The 19212-nt window shown below is 71.0% G+C and carries 15 protein-coding genes and 1 pseudogene; 13 read left to right on the forward strand and 3 right to left on the reverse strand.

Annotated features, from left to right (window positions below; genetic code table 11):
* Positions 1-115: 115 nt before the first annotated feature.
* Together ACIRFL_RS30240 and ACIRFL_RS30245 are read right to left on the reverse strand one after the other, a co-directional pair.
* The gene (locus ACIRFL_RS30240; RefSeq protein WP_404034557.1) at positions 116-2506 is read right to left on the reverse strand and encodes an MFS transporter; all 2391 of its coding nucleotides are present in this window, start codon (positions 2504-2506) and stop codon (positions 116-118) included.
* Positions 2507-2657: 151 nt separating this feature from the next.
* Positions 2658-3101: an SRPBCC family protein gene (locus ACIRFL_RS30245; protein WP_404034559.1), complete on the reverse strand. Its 444-nt coding sequence runs from the start codon at positions 3099-3101 to the stop codon at positions 2658-2660.
* Between the two features lie 157 nt (positions 3102-3258).
* On the opposite strand from ACIRFL_RS30245, the gene ACIRFL_RS30250 reads away from it, so the two are divergent.
* The 4 genes and pseudogenes from ACIRFL_RS30250 to ACIRFL_RS30265 all read left to right on the forward strand — a co-directional run.
* On the forward strand, positions 3259-4320 hold the full coding sequence (locus tag ACIRFL_RS30250; protein WP_404034561.1) for an Rv2578c family radical SAM protein: 1062 nt from the start codon (positions 3259-3261) through the stop codon (positions 4318-4320).
* 136 nt (positions 4321-4456) lie between these two features.
* Positions 4457-6070 (forward strand): alpha/beta hydrolase, encoded by a 1614-nt coding sequence (locus ACIRFL_RS30255; RefSeq protein ID WP_404034563.1) that lies wholly within the window; start codon positions 4457-4459, stop codon positions 6068-6070.
* Between the two features lie 61 nt (positions 6071-6131).
* The gene (locus ACIRFL_RS30260; RefSeq protein WP_404034565.1) at positions 6132-6530 is read left to right on the forward strand and encodes a RidA family protein; all 399 of its coding nucleotides are present in this window, start codon (positions 6132-6134) and stop codon (positions 6528-6530) included.
* A 20-nt stretch (positions 6531-6550) separates the two neighbouring features.
* Positions 6551-6874, forward strand: a pseudogene (locus ACIRFL_RS30265) (GNAT family N-acetyltransferase); the annotation flags it as partial.
* Between the two features lie 163 nt (positions 6875-7037).
* On the opposite strand, the gene ACIRFL_RS30270 reads toward ACIRFL_RS30265, so the two are convergent.
* Complete coding sequence (locus ACIRFL_RS30270) at positions 7038-7613, reverse strand: adenylosuccinate lyase (RefSeq protein WP_404034567.1); 576 nt, start codon at positions 7611-7613, stop codon at positions 7038-7040.
* 517 nt (positions 7614-8130) lie between these two features.
* Here ACIRFL_RS30270 and ACIRFL_RS30275 point away from each other — a divergent pair.
* The 9 genes from ACIRFL_RS30275 to pssA all read left to right on the forward strand — a co-directional run bounded on the left by ACIRFL_RS30275 (position 8131) and on the right by pssA (position 19116).
* On the forward strand, positions 8131-9936 hold the full coding sequence (locus ACIRFL_RS30275) for a 3-hydroxyacyl-CoA dehydrogenase family protein (protein WP_404034569.1): 1806 nt from the start codon (positions 8131-8133) through the stop codon (positions 9934-9936).
* A gap of 154 nt (positions 9937-10090) precedes the next feature.
* Positions 10091-10912, forward strand: coding sequence for a TetR family transcriptional regulator (locus tag ACIRFL_RS30280; RefSeq protein ID WP_404034571.1), 822 nt, complete (start codon positions 10091-10093; stop codon positions 10910-10912).
* Positions 10913-11332: 420 nt separating this feature from the next.
* The gene (ccrA, locus tag ACIRFL_RS30285) at positions 11333-12670 is read left to right on the forward strand and encodes a crotonyl-CoA carboxylase/reductase (protein ID WP_404034664.1); all 1338 of its coding nucleotides are present in this window, start codon (positions 11333-11335) and stop codon (positions 12668-12670) included.
* A gap of 9 nt (positions 12671-12679) precedes the next feature.
* Complete coding sequence (locus ACIRFL_RS30290) at positions 12680-14725, forward strand: protein meaA (RefSeq protein ID WP_404034573.1); 2046 nt, start codon at positions 12680-12682, stop codon at positions 14723-14725.
* Entirely contained in the window at positions 14722-15681 is a 960-nt protein-coding gene (locus ACIRFL_RS30295) for an HpcH/HpaI aldolase/citrate lyase family protein (RefSeq protein ID WP_404034575.1), read from the forward strand. The genes ACIRFL_RS30290 and ACIRFL_RS30295 overlap by 4 nt, the downstream gene beginning before the upstream one ends.
* 5 nt (positions 15682-15686) lie before the next feature.
* The gene (locus ACIRFL_RS30300; protein ID WP_404034577.1) at positions 15687-16211 is read left to right on the forward strand and encodes a MaoC family dehydratase; all 525 of its coding nucleotides are present in this window, start codon (positions 15687-15689) and stop codon (positions 16209-16211) included.
* Complete coding sequence (locus ACIRFL_RS30305) at positions 16211-17449, forward strand: acyl-CoA dehydrogenase family protein (RefSeq protein ID WP_404034579.1); 1239 nt, start codon at positions 16211-16213, stop codon at positions 17447-17449. Before ACIRFL_RS30300 ends, ACIRFL_RS30305 begins: the two co-directional genes overlap by 1 nt.
* A 169-nt stretch (positions 17450-17618) precedes the next feature.
* Positions 17619-18275: a phosphatidylserine decarboxylase gene (locus ACIRFL_RS30310; protein ID WP_388722554.1), complete on the forward strand. Its 657-nt coding sequence runs from the start codon at positions 17619-17621 to the stop codon at positions 18273-18275.
* Positions 18262-19116, forward strand: coding sequence for a CDP-diacylglycerol--serine O-phosphatidyltransferase (gene pssA, locus ACIRFL_RS30315; protein ID WP_388722556.1), 855 nt, complete (start codon positions 18262-18264; stop codon positions 19114-19116). The genes ACIRFL_RS30310 and pssA overlap by 14 nt, the downstream gene beginning before the upstream one ends.
* Positions 19117-19212: the final 96 nt, after the last annotated feature.

Raw genomic sequence — 19212 nt, forward strand, 5'->3', positions numbered from 1 at the left:
CGCCGCCCCGTCGCGATGTGTGCCAACGCCGGAATTGGCGCCGCTTGATCGCTCCGGCGCACGGGACGCGCGCCCCGGGGGCGCACGAGTGGGTTCGCGCCCCCTGGGCGCCGGGTCAGTCCTCGTGGCCGAGCTGGAGGTCGCGCTCGGTGCGTCCGCCGCCGGCGACCTGGAGGACGGTGGCCACCGGCGGGTAGCCGGCCGCGATGACGGTGTACTCGCCGGAGGAGAGGTCGACGAACCGGAACGTTCCGTCGGGGCCTGTGGTGAGCGTGTCCACCACGTTGCCGGCCGCATCCAGGAGGGTCACCCGGGCGTCCTCGACGGGCCGTCCGCCGCCGGCCCGCACGGTGCCGCGCAGCACGGCGCCGCCCGCCAGTTCGACGTCCTGCCGGGTCTCCCGGGCCGCCTGCACGCTGACCGGGAGCGCGGCGGGCCGGAAGGCGGGCGCGCTGGCGGCGAGGGTGTACTCGCCGGCGACCAGTTCGGTGATGACGTAGCCGCCCTCGCGCCCGCTGCGGGTGGTGGCGACGACCTCGCCGTGCGCGTTGGTCAGCGTGACCGTGGCGTCCCGCACCGGGGCGCCGTCCGCGGTGAGCACGGAGCCGGCCAGGCGGCCCGCGCCGCCGAGGACGACGTCCAGTTCGACCGGCCGCTCGCCGACGGTCACGGAGACGGCCTGCGGCTGGTGGCCGCCCGCGGCGGCGATCAGGACGTATGCGCCGGAGCCCGGCGTGGACAGCGCGTACCGACCGTCGTTGCCGCTCGCGCCCCGCCCGATCTGCTGGCCGGCCACGTCGATGAGGGTGAGGGCCGCGCGGGGCACCACGGTGCCGTCGGGGTGCTGCACCGTGCCGCACACGGGGATGCCCGCGGCGTGGGAGGAACGGGCCTGCGGAATGGCGGCGTGCACCTGTGCGGTCTCCTGGTCGGTGGCGGGGGCGTTGTGGGACACCAGCGGTTTCTCCTTGAGGAAGAAGGCGATGAGCAGGCCGAGCACGAGCACCGGGACGAGATAGAGGAAGATCCGGGGCATCGCGTCGGCATAGGCGCGGATGTAGGCGTCGCGCAGCGCCGGGGGCAGGGCGTGGACCACCTGCGGGGTGATCGACTCGGCGTCCGGCAGCCGGGTGCCGGCCTGCGCGGGAAGGCGTTCGCTCAGGGCGTCGGTGAGCCGGCCGGCGAAGAGGGTGCCGAAGACGGCGGCGCCGACGCTGCCGCCGATCTGCCGGAAGTAGTTGTTGGCGCTGGTCGCGGTGCCGAGGTCGGCGGGGCGCACCGAGTTCTGCACGGCCAGGATGAGGACGGGCATCACCAAGCCGATGCCGGCGCCGAGGACGGCCATCCAGATGCTGTAGTGCAGCCGGGGCGTGTCGATCTCCAGCCGGGACAGCAGCCACATCCCGGCCACCGAGAGGGCGCCGCCGAGGACGGGGTAGACCTTGTAGCGGCCGGTGTGGCTGATGAGCTGTCCGGAGACGATGGAGGCGCCGACGATGCCGCCCATCATGGGCAGCATCAAAAGGCCCGACTCGGTCGCGGTGGCCCCGTCGACCATCTGCAGGAAGGTCGGCAGATAGCTGGCGGCGCCGAACAGGGCGATGCCGATGACGAGGCCGACGAGCCCGGTGATGTTGAACACCGAGTCGCGGAACAGCCTGAGCGGGATGAGGGGTTCGGCGGCGTAGTGCTCGGCGACCAGGAACAGGGCGGTGGCCACCGCGGCGCCCGCGCCGAGGCCGAGGATCTGGCGCGAGCCCCAGTCGTACTCGGTGCCGCCCCAACTGGTCAGCAGCACCAGGCAGGTGGAGGCGAGGGCCAGCAGCAGCGCGCCGAGCACGTCGAGCCGGGCGCGCACGCGCTGCTTGGGGAGTTTCAGCACGACGCTGATGACGGCCAGGGTGACCAGGCCGAAGGGCACGTTGATGTAGAAGCACCAGCGCCAGGACAGATGGTCGGTGAAGTAGCCGCCGAGCAGCGGTCCTGCGACGGAGGCGAGGCCGAAGGCGGCGCCGATCAGGCCCATGAACCGGCCGCGCTCCCGGGGCGGCACGATGTCCGCGATGATCGCCTGCACGCCGATCATCAGCCCGCCGGCGCCGATGCCCTGGACGGCCCGGAAGGCGATCAGCTGGTCCATGCTCTGCGCCCGTCCGGCCAGCGCGGAGCCGATGACGAAGACGAGGATGGCGAACTGGAAGACGGTCTTGCGGCCGAAGAGGTCGCCGAGCTTGCCGTAGATCGGCAGTCCCACGGTGGACGTGAGCAGATACGCGGTGATCGCCCAGGACATCTTGTCCAGGCCGTGCAGCTCGCCGACGATCTTGGGCAGCGCGGTGGCGACGATCATCTGCTCCAGCGCGGCGAGCAGCAGGGCGAGCATCAGCCCCAGGAAGACCAGCCGGACGCCCCTCCGGCTCAGTTCGGGGGCGGGGGCGGGCGGCGGCAGCGGCACCTCGACAGGTGCCACCACCGGCTCGTGCTCCACCAGAGTCGTCCCGCCCACGTATCGCTCCCCTCGTCGCGCTGCCGCACATTTACCGCGCAAGGCGACAACTACGAGCAAGCGCGACGAGTTACGGATTCATGCCGGGCGCCCCGGAGATCCACTCGAACCGGTGAGGGGGCCAACGCCCCTTCGTCACCGGCGTCTTGGGCTACTCCTCGACTTCGGCGGCGAACTTGGCGAGCAGGGCGTCGTAGATCCGGCCGAGCCCCTTGGGCGCGAAGGTCCTCTCGAAGAAGCCGCCGATGCCGCCGGCCCCGGTCCAGGTGCTGGTGACGACGACACGGGAGCGGCCCTCGCCCGCAGGGGTGACCCGCCAGACGGTGACCATGGAGGAGTTGCGGTCCTTCTCGACCAACTCGCCGTCGGTGGGCTCGGTGACCTCCAGGAGGCAGTCGCGGACGCGCTTGCTGGTGGCCTGGAGCTTCCAGTGGACGACGGTGCCCTGTCCGTCGCCGCCCTCACGCACCTCGTACTCGCTGAACTGCTCGGGCAGCACCCTCGCGCGCGTGCCGGTGTAGTCGGCGAGGGCGTCGAACACCTTCTCCGCGTCCGCCGCGACGACCCGCTCCGTAGTGGCCTCGACCTGCGCCATCGACTTCCTCCAGGACCTCTGTACTCGGGGTTGGGGCAAGCCAACCACCCCGGTTGCCGGCCGCCAAATCGGGATGCGGGAAGCGATCGGAAACCGCCCTTGCACGATCATGCGAACGAGTGTTCTATTCTTGGGTGAGCGCTACCGAGGAGGCGTGATGCGCTGGGAGAACCTCACAGTGGAGCCGGACCGGCCGACGCACGGCCGGGCCGACGCGGCCCTGTTCGGCGCGGACGCGGTCACCACCCGTACCTTCGACACGCCCGAGTTCCACGGGATCACCTTCCACGAGATCCGGGCCCGCTCGATCATCAACCGGGTGCCCGGCGCCTCGCGCATGCCCTTCGAGTGGACGGTGAACCCCTACCGCGGCTGCTCGCACGCGTGTGTGTACTGCTTCGCCCGCAAGACCCACAGCTATCTGGACCTCGACACGGGGATCGGCTTCGACACCCAGATCGTGGTCAAGGTGAACGCGCCCGATCTGCTGCGCCGCCAGCTCGGCTCCGCGCGCTGGCGGGGCGAGCACATCGCGATGGGCACGAACGTCGACTGCTATCAGCGCGCCGAGGGCCGCTACCGCCTGATGCCGGGCGTCATCGCCGCGCTGCGCGACCACGCGAACCCCTTCTCGATCCTCACCAAGGGCACGCTGATCCTGCGCGACCTGGATCTGCTCAAGCAGGCGTCGGAGGTGACGGACGTCGGCATCTCCGTCTCCGTCGGCTTCACCGACCCCGGCCTGTGGCGCACCGTGGAGCCGGGCACGCCCGCGCCCGAACGCCGCCTGGACGTGGTGCGGACCCTCGGCGAGCACGGCATCGGCTGCGGTGTGCTGATGGCCCCGGTGATCCCGTTCCTGAGCGACCACCCGGCCCAACTGCGGGACACCGTGCAGGCGATCGCGGCGGCCGGTGCGACCTCCGTCACCCCGCTGGTGCTGCACCTGCGGCCCGGGGCCCGCGAGTGGTTCATGGCCTGGCTCGGCCGGCACCACCCGCACCTGGTGCGCCGCTACGAGCGGCTGTACGCGGAGGGCGCCTACGCACCGAAGTGGTACCAGCGCCGGATCACCCGTCAGGTGCACGAGCTGGCCCGGGAGTACGGCATCGGCCCCACGCGCGCGGGGATGCCGCGCCGCATCCGGCCGCCGGAGCCCGAGCCCGCGCCGGCCCACGGTGCGGAGCCGGCCGAGCCGGTGCAACTCACGCTGATCTGAGAGCGTTCGAGCGCATCCCGCGGGCCCAATCGGGTCAATTATCGCCAAAGCAGGTTCTTCCGGGTGCCCCCTCCGGGACGATGCGGCGAGGACCGCGACCCTCGCGGATCCGACCTCCTCGTCCCGGAAGGACGCAATGAGAACACGCGCTGCCGTGCTGTGCGCTGCCGCCGCCGTCGTGGCCGGTTCGCTCACGGCCGTCCCCGCCGGCGCGAGCCCGCGGCACACCGCCACGGGCGACCTGGCCCTCCCCGCCGGCTCCGCCGCTGCCGCCGCTCCGGTCGGGAAGCCCACCTGGAAGAAGTGCGGCACCACCGACTACCCGGCGCTCCAGTGCGCGTCCCTCAAGGTGCCGCTCGACCACGCGCACCCGCGGGGCAAGCAGATCACGCTCGCGCTCTCCCGGATCCCGCACACCGCGAAGACCTCCCAGGGCCCGCTGCTGGTCAACCCGGGCGGCCCCGGCGGCAGCGGTCTGACGCTCGCCGGTTACATCGCCTCCGCGCTGCCCGGGAAGGTGGCGGCCCAGTACGACGTCATCGGGTTCGACCCGCGCGGCGTCGGCAGGAGCAGCCCCGCCCTCGACTGCCGGCCCGGCCACTTCGACGCGGTGCGGCCCGACTCGGTGCCGAGCACGCCCGCGATCGAGCAGGCCAACCTGGCCCGCGCGCGGACCTTCGCCGCGGACTGCGGCAGGAAGTACGCCGACGTGCTGCCGCACATGGACACCGTGAGCGCCGCGCGGGACCTGGACGTGATCCGGCAGGCCCTCGGCGCGCGGCGGATCAGCTACCTCGGCTACTCGTACGGCACCTACCTGGGCGCGGTCTACGCGAAGCTGTATCCGCAGCGGGTGCGCCGTCTGGTGCTGGACTCGATCGTCGACCCGACCGGCGTCTGGTACGAGGACAACCTCCGCCAGGACCACGCCTTCGACGACCGCCACCGCGCCCTGATGGCCTGGATCGCCCGGCACGACTCCGCCTACCGGCTCGGCACGGACCCGGAGGCGGTCGCGGCCAAGTGGTACGCGATGCGGACGGCGCTGGCCGCGCGGCCGGCGGGCGGCCGGGTCGGCGCCGCCGAGCTGGAGGACACCTTCATGCCGGGCGGCTACTTCAACGGCTACTGGCCCCATCTCGCCGAGGCGTTCGCGGCGTACGTGAACGACAAGAAGACCGGCCCGCTGATCGAGGCGTACGACGACTTCGGTGCCGTCGACGCGTCCGGCGACAACGGCTTCAGCGTCTACTCGGCGGTGCAGTGCCGTGACGCCTCCTGGCCGCGCGACTGGAACCGCTGGCACCGTGACACCTGGGCGGTCTACGAGAAGTCCCCGTTCATGGCCTGGAACAACACCTGGTACAACGCGTCGTGCGCCTTCTGGCCCACCGGCACCCGGCGGCCGGTGGACATCGCCAACGGCGAGCTGCCGCCGGCGCTGCTGTTCCAGGCGACCGACGACGCGGCCACCCCCTACGCGGGCGGTGTCACGGTCCACCGTCTGCTGGCCGGCTCCAGCCTGGTGGTCGAGCAGGGCGGCGGGAACCACGGCATCACGCTGAGCGGGAACGCCTGCCTGGACAAGCACCTGGCCCGCTATCTGACCGACGGCACGGTCCCGCGCGGCGACGGCGCCGCCGACGCGGTGTGCGAGCGGACGCCCGACCCCAAGCCGCTGCGCACCAGGGAGGCGTCCACCGCGTCCCGCGGCTCGACCCTGCACGGTCTGCTCGGCTTCCGCCGCTGAGCGGCGCGCGATTCCCGCTGCCCGCGGGGGCGTTGTCACACCCGTGGTCCACCATGGACGCATGAGTGAGCCGATCAGGATTGCCGCCCCCGACGGGGTCGCGCCCGCCGCCCAGTACACCCATGTCGTGGCCGCCACCGGCCGCTTCGTCGCCGTCTCCGGCCAGCTCCCGCTGGACGGGGACGGCGAACTCGTCGGCGCGGGCGACCCGGTGGCCCAGGCCCGCCAGGTCTTCGAGAACCTGGGGCGCTGCCTGGCCGCCGCCGGGGCGGACTTCAGCGACGTCGTCAAACTCACCTACTTCGTCACGGACATGGCCCACATGCCCGCGATCCGCACGGCCCGCGCGGCCCACATACCCGACGACCGCCTGCCCGCGGCCTCCGCCGTGCAGGTGTCCGCGCTGGCGCGCCCGGAGTTCCTGATGGAGATAGAGGCGTTCGCGGTGGTGCCCGAGTGACCGCACCACTGCTCCGCCCCATGACACCGGCCGACTGCGAGCGCGTCTCAGAGATCCGCGTCCGCGGCTGGCAGAGCGCCTACCGCGGCCTCGTGCCGCAGACATACCTCGACGCGCTCAGTGTGAGGGCGGACGCCGAGCGGCGGCGCGCGCGCTTCGGTGACGGGACGGGCCCGGAGTCGGTGCGGCGGTGGGCGGTCGCGGGTCACCCGCGGATGCTGCTGTGGGTGCTGAAGGAGAACGTGCGCGCCCGGCGCTTCTACGAGCGGGCCGGGTTCCGGGCCGACGGCGCCGAGGAGCCCTTCGACGTGGACGGCGTGCCGGTGCCCGAGGTGCGGTACACGCTTCCCGCCCGCAAGCCGACACCGAGCACGGCAGCGCGCTCCAAAGGGGCGCGGGGAACTGCGCGCCCAGCCACGACGGCGCCGCAGTCGACCGATCGCGCCAGCCCCCGCGGTGGGGCTCCCCCTGTTCGAGCGAAGCCGGCACTGGCCGGCTGACCGGGCGTCATCGGCCCGGGGGGAGCCGGGTCAGGGCGTGTGCCGCGGACTCGGCGAGCGCCGGGTGGGCCAGGGCCTCGGTCAGGACGGTCCTGGCCCGCGCATCGCCCAGCTCGCCCAGGCCCTCCACACAGGCGAGGGCCACCCGGCGATAGGGGTCGTGCGGGCGCAGCCGCCGCTGCAGAGTGGTGATCAGCGCGGGCACGGACTCGGGGGCGCGCAGCTCGACCAGGAGCCGGACCGGGTGCAGGGCGTAGGCGACCCGGAGTTCGTTGGTGGCGAGGGCGGCGGCGGCGCGGGCCGTGCGCGGGTCGCCGAGCCGGGCGAGGGCGTGGGCGGCGGAGGCACAGCGCGGCGGGTCGCGGTGGTTGAGCAGCAGCACGAGGGCTTCGAATGCCCGCCGGTCGCCCGCCACGCCCAGCCGGAACGCGGCCAGTTCCCTGGCCCACAGCGGCTGTCCGGCCGCGACCAGCACCTCCGCCAGTTCGTCGGGGTCGTCCGTCGCGACCAGCCGCTGGTACCCGGCCGCTCCGTGTGACTCCTGCCGTAAGCGCTCGGTGAGTGATCGCAACTCTTCGTCCACGCGTCCCAGACTAGGGGCGTCGTGCGGCGCGGGTGGCCCACATGGCGAACCGGGCGTTCCGCAGCGAGCGGGCACGCAGCGCCCCGAAGGGGCGCGGGGAACTGCGCGCCCGGCCACGACACCACCCGCGCCCGCCCACCGACGTGCCGTCCCACGGCGAGCGGCCCCTTGCGGTGCGACTCGGCGGACCCGTCCCGACCGGGGGCTGGCGCGCTCGTTACTCACCGGTTAAGCTCAGACGAGCGAGTGACCCACTCGCGCCCGCTCGCGACGGTTTGGTGACGCAGCCGTCGTGGGCGTCGGTCGGTCCGGTACCCCGTGTACCGCAGTACGACCCGGCTTCGGGACAGAGCCGGTCGGTCTCAGCCGCTCCCCCGGGTGTGTGTGCCCGCGGCGACGGCACCGGGCGAGTACGCCCGCAGCCCGGCATCACCCGCCCTCCCTTCCGCACCCGGTGCGCCCTCCGGGGCGCCGGGGCGCGTCCCCCGTCGTCACCTTTCCTCTCTGGAGTCCCGCGATGGCCACTCCCCTGTCCGACCCCTCTCTGTCCCCGCTCGGCACCATCGCCGTCGTCGGCCTGGGCACCATGGGCACCGGCATCGCCGAGGTCCTTGCGAAGGCCGGCCGCCACGTCATCGGCATCGACGTCAGCGAGGCCGCCACCGCCGGCGCCCGCGCCGCCCTGGAGGCCGCCACCGCGCGCGCCGTGCTGCGCGGGCGGCTGACCGAGCCGGAGCGGGCCGACGCCCTCGCCCGGGTCCGCACCTTCACCGACCTGCGGGCCGCGGCCGACGCGGACCTCGTCATCGAGGTGGTCCCGGAGTCGTACGAGATCAAGCAGCAGGTCCTGCGCGAACTGGACGGCATCGTGCGGCCGCAGACGATCCTGGCGACGGGCACCAACGCGCTGTCGGTGACCCGGCTGGCCGCCGACTCGGCCCGCCCGGAGCGCGTGCTCGGCCTGCACTTCTTCAACCCGGCGCCCGCGATGCGGCTCGTCGAGGTCGTCTCGTCCGTGCTGACGGCGCCGCAGGCCGTCGCCGCGGTCACGGACCTCGCGGTCGAACTGGGCAAGGAGCCGGTCGCGGTCGGCGACCGTCCGGGGTTCGTCGCGGACGGCCTGCTGTTCGGCTACCTCAACCAGGCGGCCGCGATGTACGAGGCGAAGTACGCCCTGCGCGAGGACATCGACGCCGCGATGCGGCTCGGCTGCGGCCTGCCGATGGGTCCGCTCGCCCTGCTCGACCTCATCGGCATCGACACCGCCCGCACCGTCCTGGAGGCCATGTACGCCGCCTCCCGTGACCGGCTGCACGCCCCCGCGCCGATCCTGAAGCAGCTCAGTGAGGCGGGCCTGACCGGCCGCAAGTCGGGCCGCGGCTTCTACACGTACGAGGCCCCGGGCAGTGCCTCGGTGGTGCGGGACGCGCTGACCCCGCTGGAGGGCGCCTTCCTCACCCCGGGCCGCCCGGTCCGCTCGGTCGGTGTCGCCGGTTCGGGGACCATGGCCTCGGGCATCGCCGAGGTGTTCGCCAAGGCCGGGTACGACGTGGTCCTCGCCGCCCGCGGCGAGGAGAAGGCGCAGGCCGCCAGAGCCCGGATCGGCGCCTCGCTCTCCCGTTCCGTCGACAAGGGGCGGCTGACGGCCGAGGCCGCGGCCCGGACCCTGGACCGGATCACCCCGGCCGGCTCCTGCGACGCCTTCGCCGACGTCGACCTGGCGATCGAGGCGGTCGCCGAGGACCTGGAGGTCAAGCGGCAGCTGTTCGCGACGCTGGACAAGGTCTGCAGGCCGGGCGCGGTCCTCGCCACCACGACCTCGTCACTGCCCGTGATCGCCTGCGCCCGCGCCACCTCGCGCCCGCAGGACGTGATCGGGATGCACTTCTTCAACCCGGCGCCGGCCATGAAGCTGGTCGAGGTGGTGCGCACCGTGCTCACGGCGGACGACGTCCACGCCACGGCCCGGGAGGTCTGCGCCACCGTCAGGAAGCACCCGGTGGACTGCGGCGACCGGGCCGGCTTCATCGTCAACGCCCTGCTGTTCCCGTACCTCAACAACGCGATCAAGATGGTGCAGGAGCACTATGCGTCCCTGGACGACATCGACGCGGCGATGAGGCTGGGCGGCGGCTATCCGATGGGGCCCTTCGAGCTGCTGGACGTGGTCGGGCTCGATGTCTCCCTGGCGATCGAGAAGGTGCTGCACCGCGAGTTCCGCGACCCTGGGCTGGCCCCGGCCCCGCTGCTGGAGCATCTGGTGGCCGCGGGCTGCCTCGGCCGCAAGACCGGCCGCGGCTTCCGCGAGTATGCCCGCCGCTGAGCATCCCGGCGACGGGTTCACCGGGCGCGGCGGCACCGCCGGGGCCGGCGCCTGGGGCGGGCTGCTCGGCCCCGCCGTACCACCCCCGCCCGCCGGGGGCCGGGGAAAACCCGGTCATGCGCGCCAAGCTGCGCACATGCAGTACGTTCGGGGCATGTCCCAGCCCGCCAAGTCCGCACGTACACCAGCCACGCCCGACGCTCCGGAGCGTGCCGCCGGCTCCCGTGCCGCCGCCCAGCGGCTCAAGATGCGCCGGGAACTGGCGGCCGCAGCGATGGAGTTGTTCGCGACCAAGGGGTACGAGGCGACCACCGTCGACGAGATCGCGGCCGCGGCCGGGGTCGCCCGCCGCACCTTCTTCCGGCACTTCCGCTCCAAGGAAGAGGCGATCTTCCCCGATCACGACGACACGCTGGTCCGGGCGGAGGCCGTGCTCAACGCGGCCCCCGCGCACGAGCATCCGCTCGACACCGTGTGCCGCGGCATCAAGGAGGTCATGCGGATGTACGCGGCGCAGCCGGAGATCTCGGTCGCCCGCTACCGGCTCACCCGCGAGGTGCCCACGCTGCGCGAGGCGGAGATCGCGTCGGTGGCCCGCTACGAGCGCCTGTTCACCCGCTATCTCCTCGGCCACTTCGACGAGCACGCGCACGACGACGACGCCAACGACGACCCGCTGCTGGCGGAGGTCGCCGCGTCCGCCGTGGTCACCGCCCACAACCATGTGCTCAGGCGCTGGCTGCGGGCCGAGGGCCAGGGCGATGTCGAGGCCCAGCTGGACCACGCCTTCGCGATCGTCCGGAAGACGTTCGGCACCGGGATCGGGGCCGGCCGCGGCACCGCGTCCCGGCCCGCCTCCGCCGCCGCTCCCGCGGCCCTGTCCACGCAGGGGGAGGTCCTGGTGACCGTGGCCCGCACCGATGCCCCGCTGGACGAGGTCATGCGCACCATCGAGCAGGCGCTCAAGGACCGCTGACCCACGGCGTCCCCCAGCAGAACGGCCACCCGCAAGGTGGCCGTTCTGCCATGTGTGGGCCCATTTCCAGCAGATTTTCACGGCCGGTTCGATCGATCATCGCTCATCTGTTAGGTAAAGATTTCATTTGAGAGCATCTTCTGGCACTCAGTGCCTTGTCGTCTGACACACGGTGTCATACGGTGAAGATGTCCGGGCGGCCGGAGTGCGACGACCGTACGCACGCCGGCTGTCCCCGCAGAGCCCCTGGCTCGCGCGCCCGGACGCCTGCGTCACAGGCAACCTCCCGCGCCACAAAGCGCTGCCGAAGCACCATCCCGCCGGACCGACGGCACCTCTCCACCCCATCCGCAGCAGCACCGACGCACCCCTCAGCGCCCCGCCCTCAGGGCGTTCACCGCAGGAGGCAACACCGTGACCGTGAAGGACATCCTGGCCGCGATCCAGTCGTCGGACGCCAAGCCCGCCGACTTCGCCGCCCTGCCGCTGCCCGAGTCGTACCGCGCGATCACCGTGCACAAGGACGAGACGGACATGTTCGACGGGCTCGCCACCCCCGACAAGGACCCACGCAAGTCCCTCCACCTGGACGAGGTCCCCACCCCCGAACTGGGACCCGGCGAAGCCCTGGTGGCCGTCATGGCCTCCTCCGTCAACTACAACTCCGTATGGACCTCGATCTTCGAACCCCTGCCCACCTTCGCCTTCCTCGAACGCTACGCACGCCTCTCCCCCCTCAGCGCCCGCCACGACCTCCCCTACCACATCATCGGCTCCGACCTCGCCGGCGTCGTCCTGCGCACCGGCCCCGGCGTCAACGCCTGGAAACCCGGCGCCGAAGTCGTCGCCCACTGCCTCTCCGTCGAACTCGAATCCTCCGACGGCCACAACGACACCATGCTCGACCCCGAACAACGCATCTGGGGCTTCGAAACCAACTTCGGCGGCCTCGCCGAGATCGCCCTCGTCAAATCCAACCAGCTCATGCCCAAACCACGCCACCTCACCTGGGAAGAAGCAGCAGCCCCCGGCCTCGTCAACTCCACCGCCTACCGACAACTCGTCTCCCGCAACGGCGCCGCCATGAAACAAGGCGACAACGTCCTGATCTGGGGCGCCAGCGGCGGACTCGGCTCCTACGCCACCCAGTTCGCCCTCGCCGGCGGCGCCACCCCCGTCTGCGTCGTCTCCTCCCCCGCCAAAGCCGCCATCTGCCGCGCCATGGGCGCCGAAGCCATCATCGACCGCAGCGCCGAGAACTACCGCTTCTGGAAAGACGAACACACCCAGAACCCCCGCGAATGGAAACGCTTCGGCACCCGCATCCGCGAACTCACCGACGGCGAAGACGTCGACATCGTCTTCGAACACCCAGGACGCGAGACCTTCGGCGCCTCCGTCTACGTCACCCGCAAAGGCGGCACCGTCGTCACCTGCGCCTCCACCTCCGGCTACACCCACGAATACGACAACCGCTACCTGTGGATGTCCCTGAAACGCATCATCGGCTCACACTTCGCCAACTACCGCGAAGCATGGGAAGCCAACCGGCTCGTCGCCAAGGCAAAGATCCACCCCACCCTCTCCCGCGTCTACCCCCTCCACGACACCGGACAGGCCGCCCACGACGTCCACCGCAACACCCACCAGGGCAAGGTCGGCGTCCTCTGCCTCGCCCCCGAAGAAGGCCTCGGCGTACGCGACGAAGAACTACGCGCCAAACACATCCACGCCATCAACCGCTTCCGGAACGTGTGAGGGGCGCACATGAGCGAGCGTCAGTCGCAGACACCGAAGGAACGGGACCGGCCGTGGCTCATGCGGACCTACGCCGGTCACTCCACGGCCGAGGCGTCCAACGAGCTGTACCGGCGCAACCTCGCCAAGGGGCAGACCGGTCTGTCCGTGGCGTTCGACCTGCCGACGCAGACCGGCTACGACCCCGACCACGTCCTCGCCCGCGGTGAGGTCGGCCGGGTCGGCGTGCCGGTGGCGCACCTCGGCGACATGCGCCGCCTCTTTGAGGACATCCCCCTGGAGCGGATGAACACCTCGATGACGATCAACGCCACCGCCATGTGGCTGCTGGCGCTCTACCAGGTCGTCGCCGAGGAGCAGGGCGCGGACATCAGCAGGCTCCAGGGCACGACCCAGAACGACATCGTCAAGGAGTACCTGTCCCGCGGGACGCATGTCTTCCCGCCGGGGCCCTCGCTCCGGCTGACGACGGACATGATCGCGTACACGGTCAGGCACATCCCGAAGTGGAACCCGATCAACATCTGCAGCTACCACCTGCAAGAGGCCGGGGCCACGCCGGTGCAGGAGATCGCGTACGCCATGTCCACCGCGATCGCCGTCCTCGACGCCGTGCGCGCCCGTGGGCAGGTGCCCGAGGAGCGCATGGGCGACGTGGTGGCCCGTATCTCCTTCTTCGTGAACGCGGGTGTCCGCTTCATCGAGGAGATGTGCAAGATGCGGGCCTTCGGTCGGATCTGGGACCGCATCACCCGTGAGCGGTACGGCATCGAGGACCCGAAGCAGCGGCGCTTCCGCTACGGCGTCCAGGTCAACTCCCTGGGCCTGACCGAGGCGCAGCCCGAGAACAACGTCCAGCGGATCGTGCTCGAAATGCTGGCGGTGACCCTGTCCAAGGACGCACGCGCGCGTGCCGTGCAGCTGCCGGCCTGGAACGAGGCGCTGGGCCTGCCCCGGCCCTGGGACCAGCAGTGGTCGCTGCGCATCCAGCAGGTCCTCGCGCACGAGAGCGACCTGCTGGAGTACGACGACATCTTCGAGGGTTCCCACGTCGTCGAGGCCGAGGTCGCCTGGCTCGTCGAGGAGTCCCTTGGGGAGATCGAGCACATCCAGGAGATGGGCGGCGCGCTGGCCGCCGTCGAGTCCGGCTATCTCAAGTCGCGGCTCGTGGCGTCCCACGCCGAGCGCCGGGCCCGCATCGAGTCCGGCGAGGAGAAGATCGTCGGCGTCAACGTCTTCGAGACCACCGAGCCGAGCCCGCTCACGGCCGACCTGGACACCGCGGTCCAGACGGTCGACCCGGCGATCGAGGCCCGGGTGGTCGACGCCCTGCGGCACTGGCGCGACACCCGATACCAGCCGCCGTTCAACCACCCGCGCCCGTGCAAGGCGCTGGAGCGGCTGAAGGAGGCGGCCAAGGGCACCGAGAACCTGATGGAGGCCACCTTGGAGTGCGCCCGCGCGGGCGTGACGACCGGCGAGTGGGCCGGGGCCCTGCGCGAGGTGTTCGGCGAGTACCGGGCACCCACCGGGGTCGCGGCGGCACCGGTGGCGGTGGCCGCCGAGGAGGGCTCGGCGCTGGCCTGCGTCCGCGCCAGGGTGGCCGCCACGGCCCGCGACCTGGGCACCGGCAAGCTGCGCTTCCTCGTCGGCAAGCCCGGCCTGGACGGGCACTCCAACGGCGCCGAGCAGATCGCCGTGCGTGCCAGGGACGCCGGGTTCGAGGTGGTCTACCAGGGCATCCGGCTCACCCCCGGGCAGATCGTGGACGCGGCCCTCGCCGAGGACGTGCACGCGGTCGGCCTGTCCGTCCTGTCCGGCTCGCACGCCCGGCTGGTGCCGGACGTGCTGGAGCGGCTGCGCGAGGCCGGCGCCGCCGACATCCCGGTGATCGCCGGCGGGATCATCCCGAACGGTGACGCCGAACGGCTCAGGGCCGCTGGAGTGGCCGCGGTCTTCACCCCGAAGGACTTCGACATCACCGGGATCATCGGCCGTATCGTCGACGAGATCCGCAAAGCGAACAAGCTCGAACCCCTGGAGGTCCCCGCATGACAGTCAACCGTCTTCGTCCGCGGCGCTCCTGCCTGGCCGTGCCGGGAAGCAACCCACGCTTCCTGGAGAAGGCGCAGGGCCTCCCGGCCGACCAGGTCTTCCTGGACCTGGAGGACGCGTGCGCGCCGCTGGCCAAGCCCGAGGCGCGGCACACCATCGTCAAGTACCTCAACGAGGGCGACTGGACGGGCAAGACGCGGGTGGTGCGGGTCAACGACTGGACGACCGAGTGGACGTACCGGGACGTCGTCACGGTGGTCGAGGGCGCGGGACCGAACCTGGACTGCATCATGCTGCCCAAGGTGCAGAACGCCGAGCAGGTGGTGGCGCTGGACCTGCTGCTCACCCAGATCGAGAAGACGATGGGCTTCGAGGTGGGCCGGATCGGCATCGAGGCGCAGATCGAGAACGCGCAGGGACTCAACAACGTCAACGAGATCGCCGCGGCCAGTCCGCGCACCGAGACGATCATCTTCGGCCCCGCCGACTTCATGGCGTCGATCAACATGAAGTCCCTGGTCGTCGGCGAGCAGCCGCCCGGCTATCCGGCGGACGCCTACCACTACATCCTGATGCGGATCCTGATGGCGGCCCGGGCCCACGACCTCCAGGCGATCGACGGCCCCTATCTGCAGATCCGCAACGTGGACGGCTTCCGGGAGGTGGCCGGCCGTGCCGCCGCCCTCGGCTTCGACGGCAAGTGGGTGCTGCACCCCGGCCAGGTCGACGCCGCCAACGAGGTCTTCTCGCCCTCCCAGGAGGACTACGACCACGCCGAGCTGATCCTGGACGCGTACGACTACTACACGTCCGAGGCGGGCGGCAAGAAGGGCTCCGCGATGCTCGGCGACGAGATGATCGACGAGGCCAGCCGCAAGATGGCGCTGGTCGTCGCCGGCAAGGGCCGGGCCGCGGGGCTGCGGCGCACCAGCACCTTCGAGATCCCGGAGGCCTGACGACGATGCAGTTCGGACGCACCTACGAGGAGTTCGAGGTCGGCGCGGTCTACAAGCACTGGCCGGGCAAGACGGTCACCGAGTACGACGACCACCTCTTCTGTCTGCTCACGATGAACCACCACCCGCTCCACATGGACGCCAACTATGCGGAGAAGACGACGGACTTCGGCAAGAACGTCGTCGTCGGCAACTACATCTACTCCCTGCTGCTCGGCATGTCCGTGCCGGACGTGTCGGGCAAGGCGATCGCCAACCTGGAGATCGAGTCGCTGCGGCACGTGGCGCCGACCTTCCACGGCGACACGGTCTACGGCGAGACGACCGTGCTCGACAAGCGGCCGTCCAGGTCGAGGGACGACCGGGGCATCGTGCACGTCGAGACCAGGGGCTACAAGCAGGACGGCACCCTCGTGTGCGTCTTCCGGCGCAAGGTGATGGTGCCCACCGGGACGTACCTCAAGGAGCGTGGCGGAGAGCAGCCGGGCCGCCCCGAGCCGGACGCTGCTGCGCAGAAGACGGAGAAGTGATGACGCGCCTCGCGCAGACCGCCGGTCTGACGGACGTCCAGCAGGAGATCGTCTCCACGGTCCGCGACTTCGTGGACAAGGAGATCCTTCCGGTCGCCACGGAGCTGGAGCACCGCGACGAGTACCCGCAGCAGATCGTGGACGGCCTCAAGGAGCTGGGCCTGTTCGGTCTGATGATCCCCGAGGAGTACGGGGGCCTCGGCGAGTCGCTGCTGACGTACGCCCTGTGTGTGGAGGAGATCGCCCGCGGCTGGATGTCGGTGTCCGGCATCATCAACACGCACTTCATCGTGGCGTACCTGCTCAAGCAGCACGGCACACAGGAACAGCGGGACCACTTCCTGCCGAGGATGGCGGCCGGCGACGTCCGGGGCGCCTTCTCGATGTCGGAGCCGGGCCTCGGCTCCGACGTGTCGGCGATCACGTCCAAGGCGGTCAGGGACGGCGACGAGTACGTACTGACCGGCCAGAAGATGTGGCTGACCAACGGCGGCACATCGTCCCTGGTGGCCGTCCTGGTGCGCGGTGACGGCAGTGGCGAAGGACACTCCCCGGCGCAGGACGCCGCTTCGCGGACGGCCGCCGCACCGCACAAGTCGATGACGACGTTCCTCGTGGAGAAGGAGCCCGGCTTCGGCGAGGTCCGCCCCGGCCTGACGATCCCCGGCAAGATCGACAAGATGGGGTACAAGGGTGTCGACACCACCGAAATGATCATGGACGGGCTGCGGCTTCCGGCCAATCGGGTGCTCGGCGGTGTCACCGGCCGAGGTTTTTACCAAATGATGGACGGGGTGGAGGTGGGCCGCGTCAACGTGGCCGCGCGGGGCTGCGGCGTCGCCCTGCGCGCCTTCGAACTCGCCATCGCCTACGCCCAGCAGCGGCACACCTTCGGCAAGCCGATCGCGCAGCACCAGGCCATCCAGTTCAAGCTGGCGGAGATGGCCACGAAGGTCGAGGCCGCGCATGCCATGATGGTCAACGCGGCCCGCAAAAAGGATTCGGGCGAACGAAACGACCTGGAGGCGGGTATGGCGAAGTACCTCGCGTCCGAGTACTGCAAGGAGGTCGTGGAGGACGCCTTCCGCATCCACGGCGGTTACGGCTTCTCCAAGGAGTACGAGATCGAACGGCTCTACCGGGAGGCGCCGATGCTGCTGATCGGTGAGGGCACCGCCGAAATCCAGAAAATGATCATCGGGCGCAGGCTGCTCGAAGCGTATCGATTCCAGGGTTGATTGTCCGAGTACGGGGTGTTTTCTTCGAGAAGAAGGTCACACCCCGTCAACGGTCTTCGGCCGCCGACTCGGCTTCCTGGCTTGCCCAGTTGTGGCCCGCGACCGGTACGATCCCGGAAAGCCGCCGTCCCCCGATCGAAGCGCGGCATCACCGCTACGAAGGTCATCCATGCCCCACAGCCAAACCTCTGCACCACGAGACAGCCTGGTCGGCGTACGCCTCGCGCGCGGAGCATCGCCGTGGCTTCTCCCGACCGTCGCCACCGCAGCCCTCAGCCTGGCCCGCGCCCGCCGCTCCGGCGCCGCCAGGGCCGTGGCCGTGCCCGCCACCGCGCTCGCGGCGGGCATGCTGTGGTTCTTCCGCGACCCCGAACGTGAGATCGCCACGGGCCGGGTCATCTCGCCCGCCGACGGTGTGGTGCAGAGCATCATGCCGTGGAAGGACGGACGCACCCGCGTCGCGATCTTCATGAGCCCGCTCAACGTCCATGTGAACCGCGCGCCGCTCTCCGGCACGGTCACCTCGGTCGAGCACGTCCCCGGAGGCTTCGTTCCCGCGTTCAACAAGGAGAGCGAGAACAACGAGCGCGTAGTCTGGCATTTCGACACCGAACTCGGCGACATCGAAATGATCCAGATCGCCGGCGCGGTGGCCCGCCGCATCGTGCCCTACGTCCCGCAGGGTACGAAGCTGGAGCAGGGCGACCGGATCGGTCTGATCCGCTTCGGGTCGCGTGTCGACCTCTATCTGCCCGAGGGCGTGGAGGTCGCGGTCGAGGTCGGCCAGAAGACCGTGGCTGGGGTGACTCGCATTGACCGTGATTGATCCAGAGACACAGACGGGCTGGGTGCCCGAGGCCGACGAGGCCGACGAAGAGGAGGAGATGCCCCTCTCGCTGCGCCTCTCGATAGCGGACACCCTCACCCTCGGCAACGCCACGTGCGGCTTCATGGCGGTGTACTTCACCACCACCGGCATCCTGATCCCGCACCTCACCGGCAGCCAGGAGACCGGCATGGCCCGCCACAGCGCGGCCACGGCGGTCATCCTGATGCTGTGCGCCGCCGTCTTCGACCTGTTCGACGGCCTGGTGGCGCGCAAGCTCCGCAGCTCCCCGATGGGAGCGGAGCTGGACAACCTCTCCGACCTGATCAGCTTCGGCCTGGCACCCGCCTACTTCGTCCTCGTGTACGGCATGGTCGCGGACGACGCGCACCAGCGGATGGCGGCGCTCGGCGCGATCGTCGTGCTGCTCGCCGTGGTGCTGCGGCTGGCCCGGTTCTCCTGTGTGACGCCGCCGAACGGACTGTTCCAGGGCATGCCGAGCCCGTTCGGCGCGCTGACGGTCGTGTCCATCGTGCTGCTCGAGCTGCCCTTCGTGGCGACGCTCCTCGCCATCCTGGGCACGGCCTGGCTGATGGTGAGCCGGGTCGAGTACCCGAAGCCGCGGGGCCGTCTCGCGGTGGCGATGCTGTCCTGGATCGTGCTGTCGATGGGCCTGCTGGCCGCCTGGGCGTTCGACGCCCCCAGCGGCCAGCTGCTGCTCCAGACCGGCTGCGCGCTCCAGCTCGTCATGGGCGCGGTGATCCCGCTGTTCGCCACGGCCCGCCGGGTGAACAACTTCCGGGACAACCGACGCGAGGCACGCGCGGCCCAGCTGCCGTAGCCGTAGCGGACGAGGAGGGTCCCCGAACCGACCGGTTCGGGGCCCCTTTGCCATTGATGCCGCGGTGTCGTGACGTCGTGATGCCGCAATGTTTCG

Source organism: Streptomyces sp. NPDC102462 (genome assembly GCF_044765425.1).
Taxonomy (GTDB): domain Bacteria; phylum Actinomycetota; class Actinomycetes; order Streptomycetales; family Streptomycetaceae; genus Streptomyces.

Coding starts and splice junctions, on each gene's coding strand:
- ACIRFL_RS30310 (WP_388722554.1), top strand. CDS start 17,619: ATGCCCCACAGCCAAACCTCTGCACCACGAGACAGCCTGGTCGGCGTA.
- ACIRFL_RS30245 (WP_404034559.1), bottom strand. CDS start 3,101: ATGGCGCAGGTCGAGGCCACTACGGAGCGGGTCGTCGCGGCGGACGCG.
- ACIRFL_RS30300 (WP_404034577.1), top strand. CDS start 15,687: ATGCAGTTCGGACGCACCTACGAGGAGTTCGAGGTCGGCGCGGTCTAC.
- ACIRFL_RS30290 (WP_404034573.1), top strand. CDS start 12,680: ATGAGCGAGCGTCAGTCGCAGACACCGAAGGAACGGGACCGGCCGTGG.
- ACIRFL_RS30260 (WP_404034565.1), top strand. CDS start 6,132: ATGAGTGAGCCGATCAGGATTGCCGCCCCCGACGGGGTCGCGCCCGCC.
- ACIRFL_RS30295 (WP_404034575.1), top strand. CDS start 14,722: ATGACAGTCAACCGTCTTCGTCCGCGGCGCTCCTGCCTGGCCGTGCCG.
- ACIRFL_RS30305 (WP_404034579.1), top strand. CDS start 16,211: ATGACGCGCCTCGCGCAGACCGCCGGTCTGACGGACGTCCAGCAGGAG.
- ACIRFL_RS30280 (WP_404034571.1), top strand. CDS start 10,091: ATGTCCCAGCCCGCCAAGTCCGCACGTACACCAGCCACGCCCGACGCT.
- ACIRFL_RS30250 (WP_404034561.1), top strand. CDS start 3,259: ATGCGCTGGGAGAACCTCACAGTGGAGCCGGACCGGCCGACGCACGGC.
- ACIRFL_RS30255 (WP_404034563.1), top strand. CDS start 4,457: ATGAGAACACGCGCTGCCGTGCTGTGCGCTGCCGCCGCCGTCGTGGCC.
- ACIRFL_RS30275 (WP_404034569.1), top strand. CDS start 8,131: ATGGCCACTCCCCTGTCCGACCCCTCTCTGTCCCCGCTCGGCACCATC.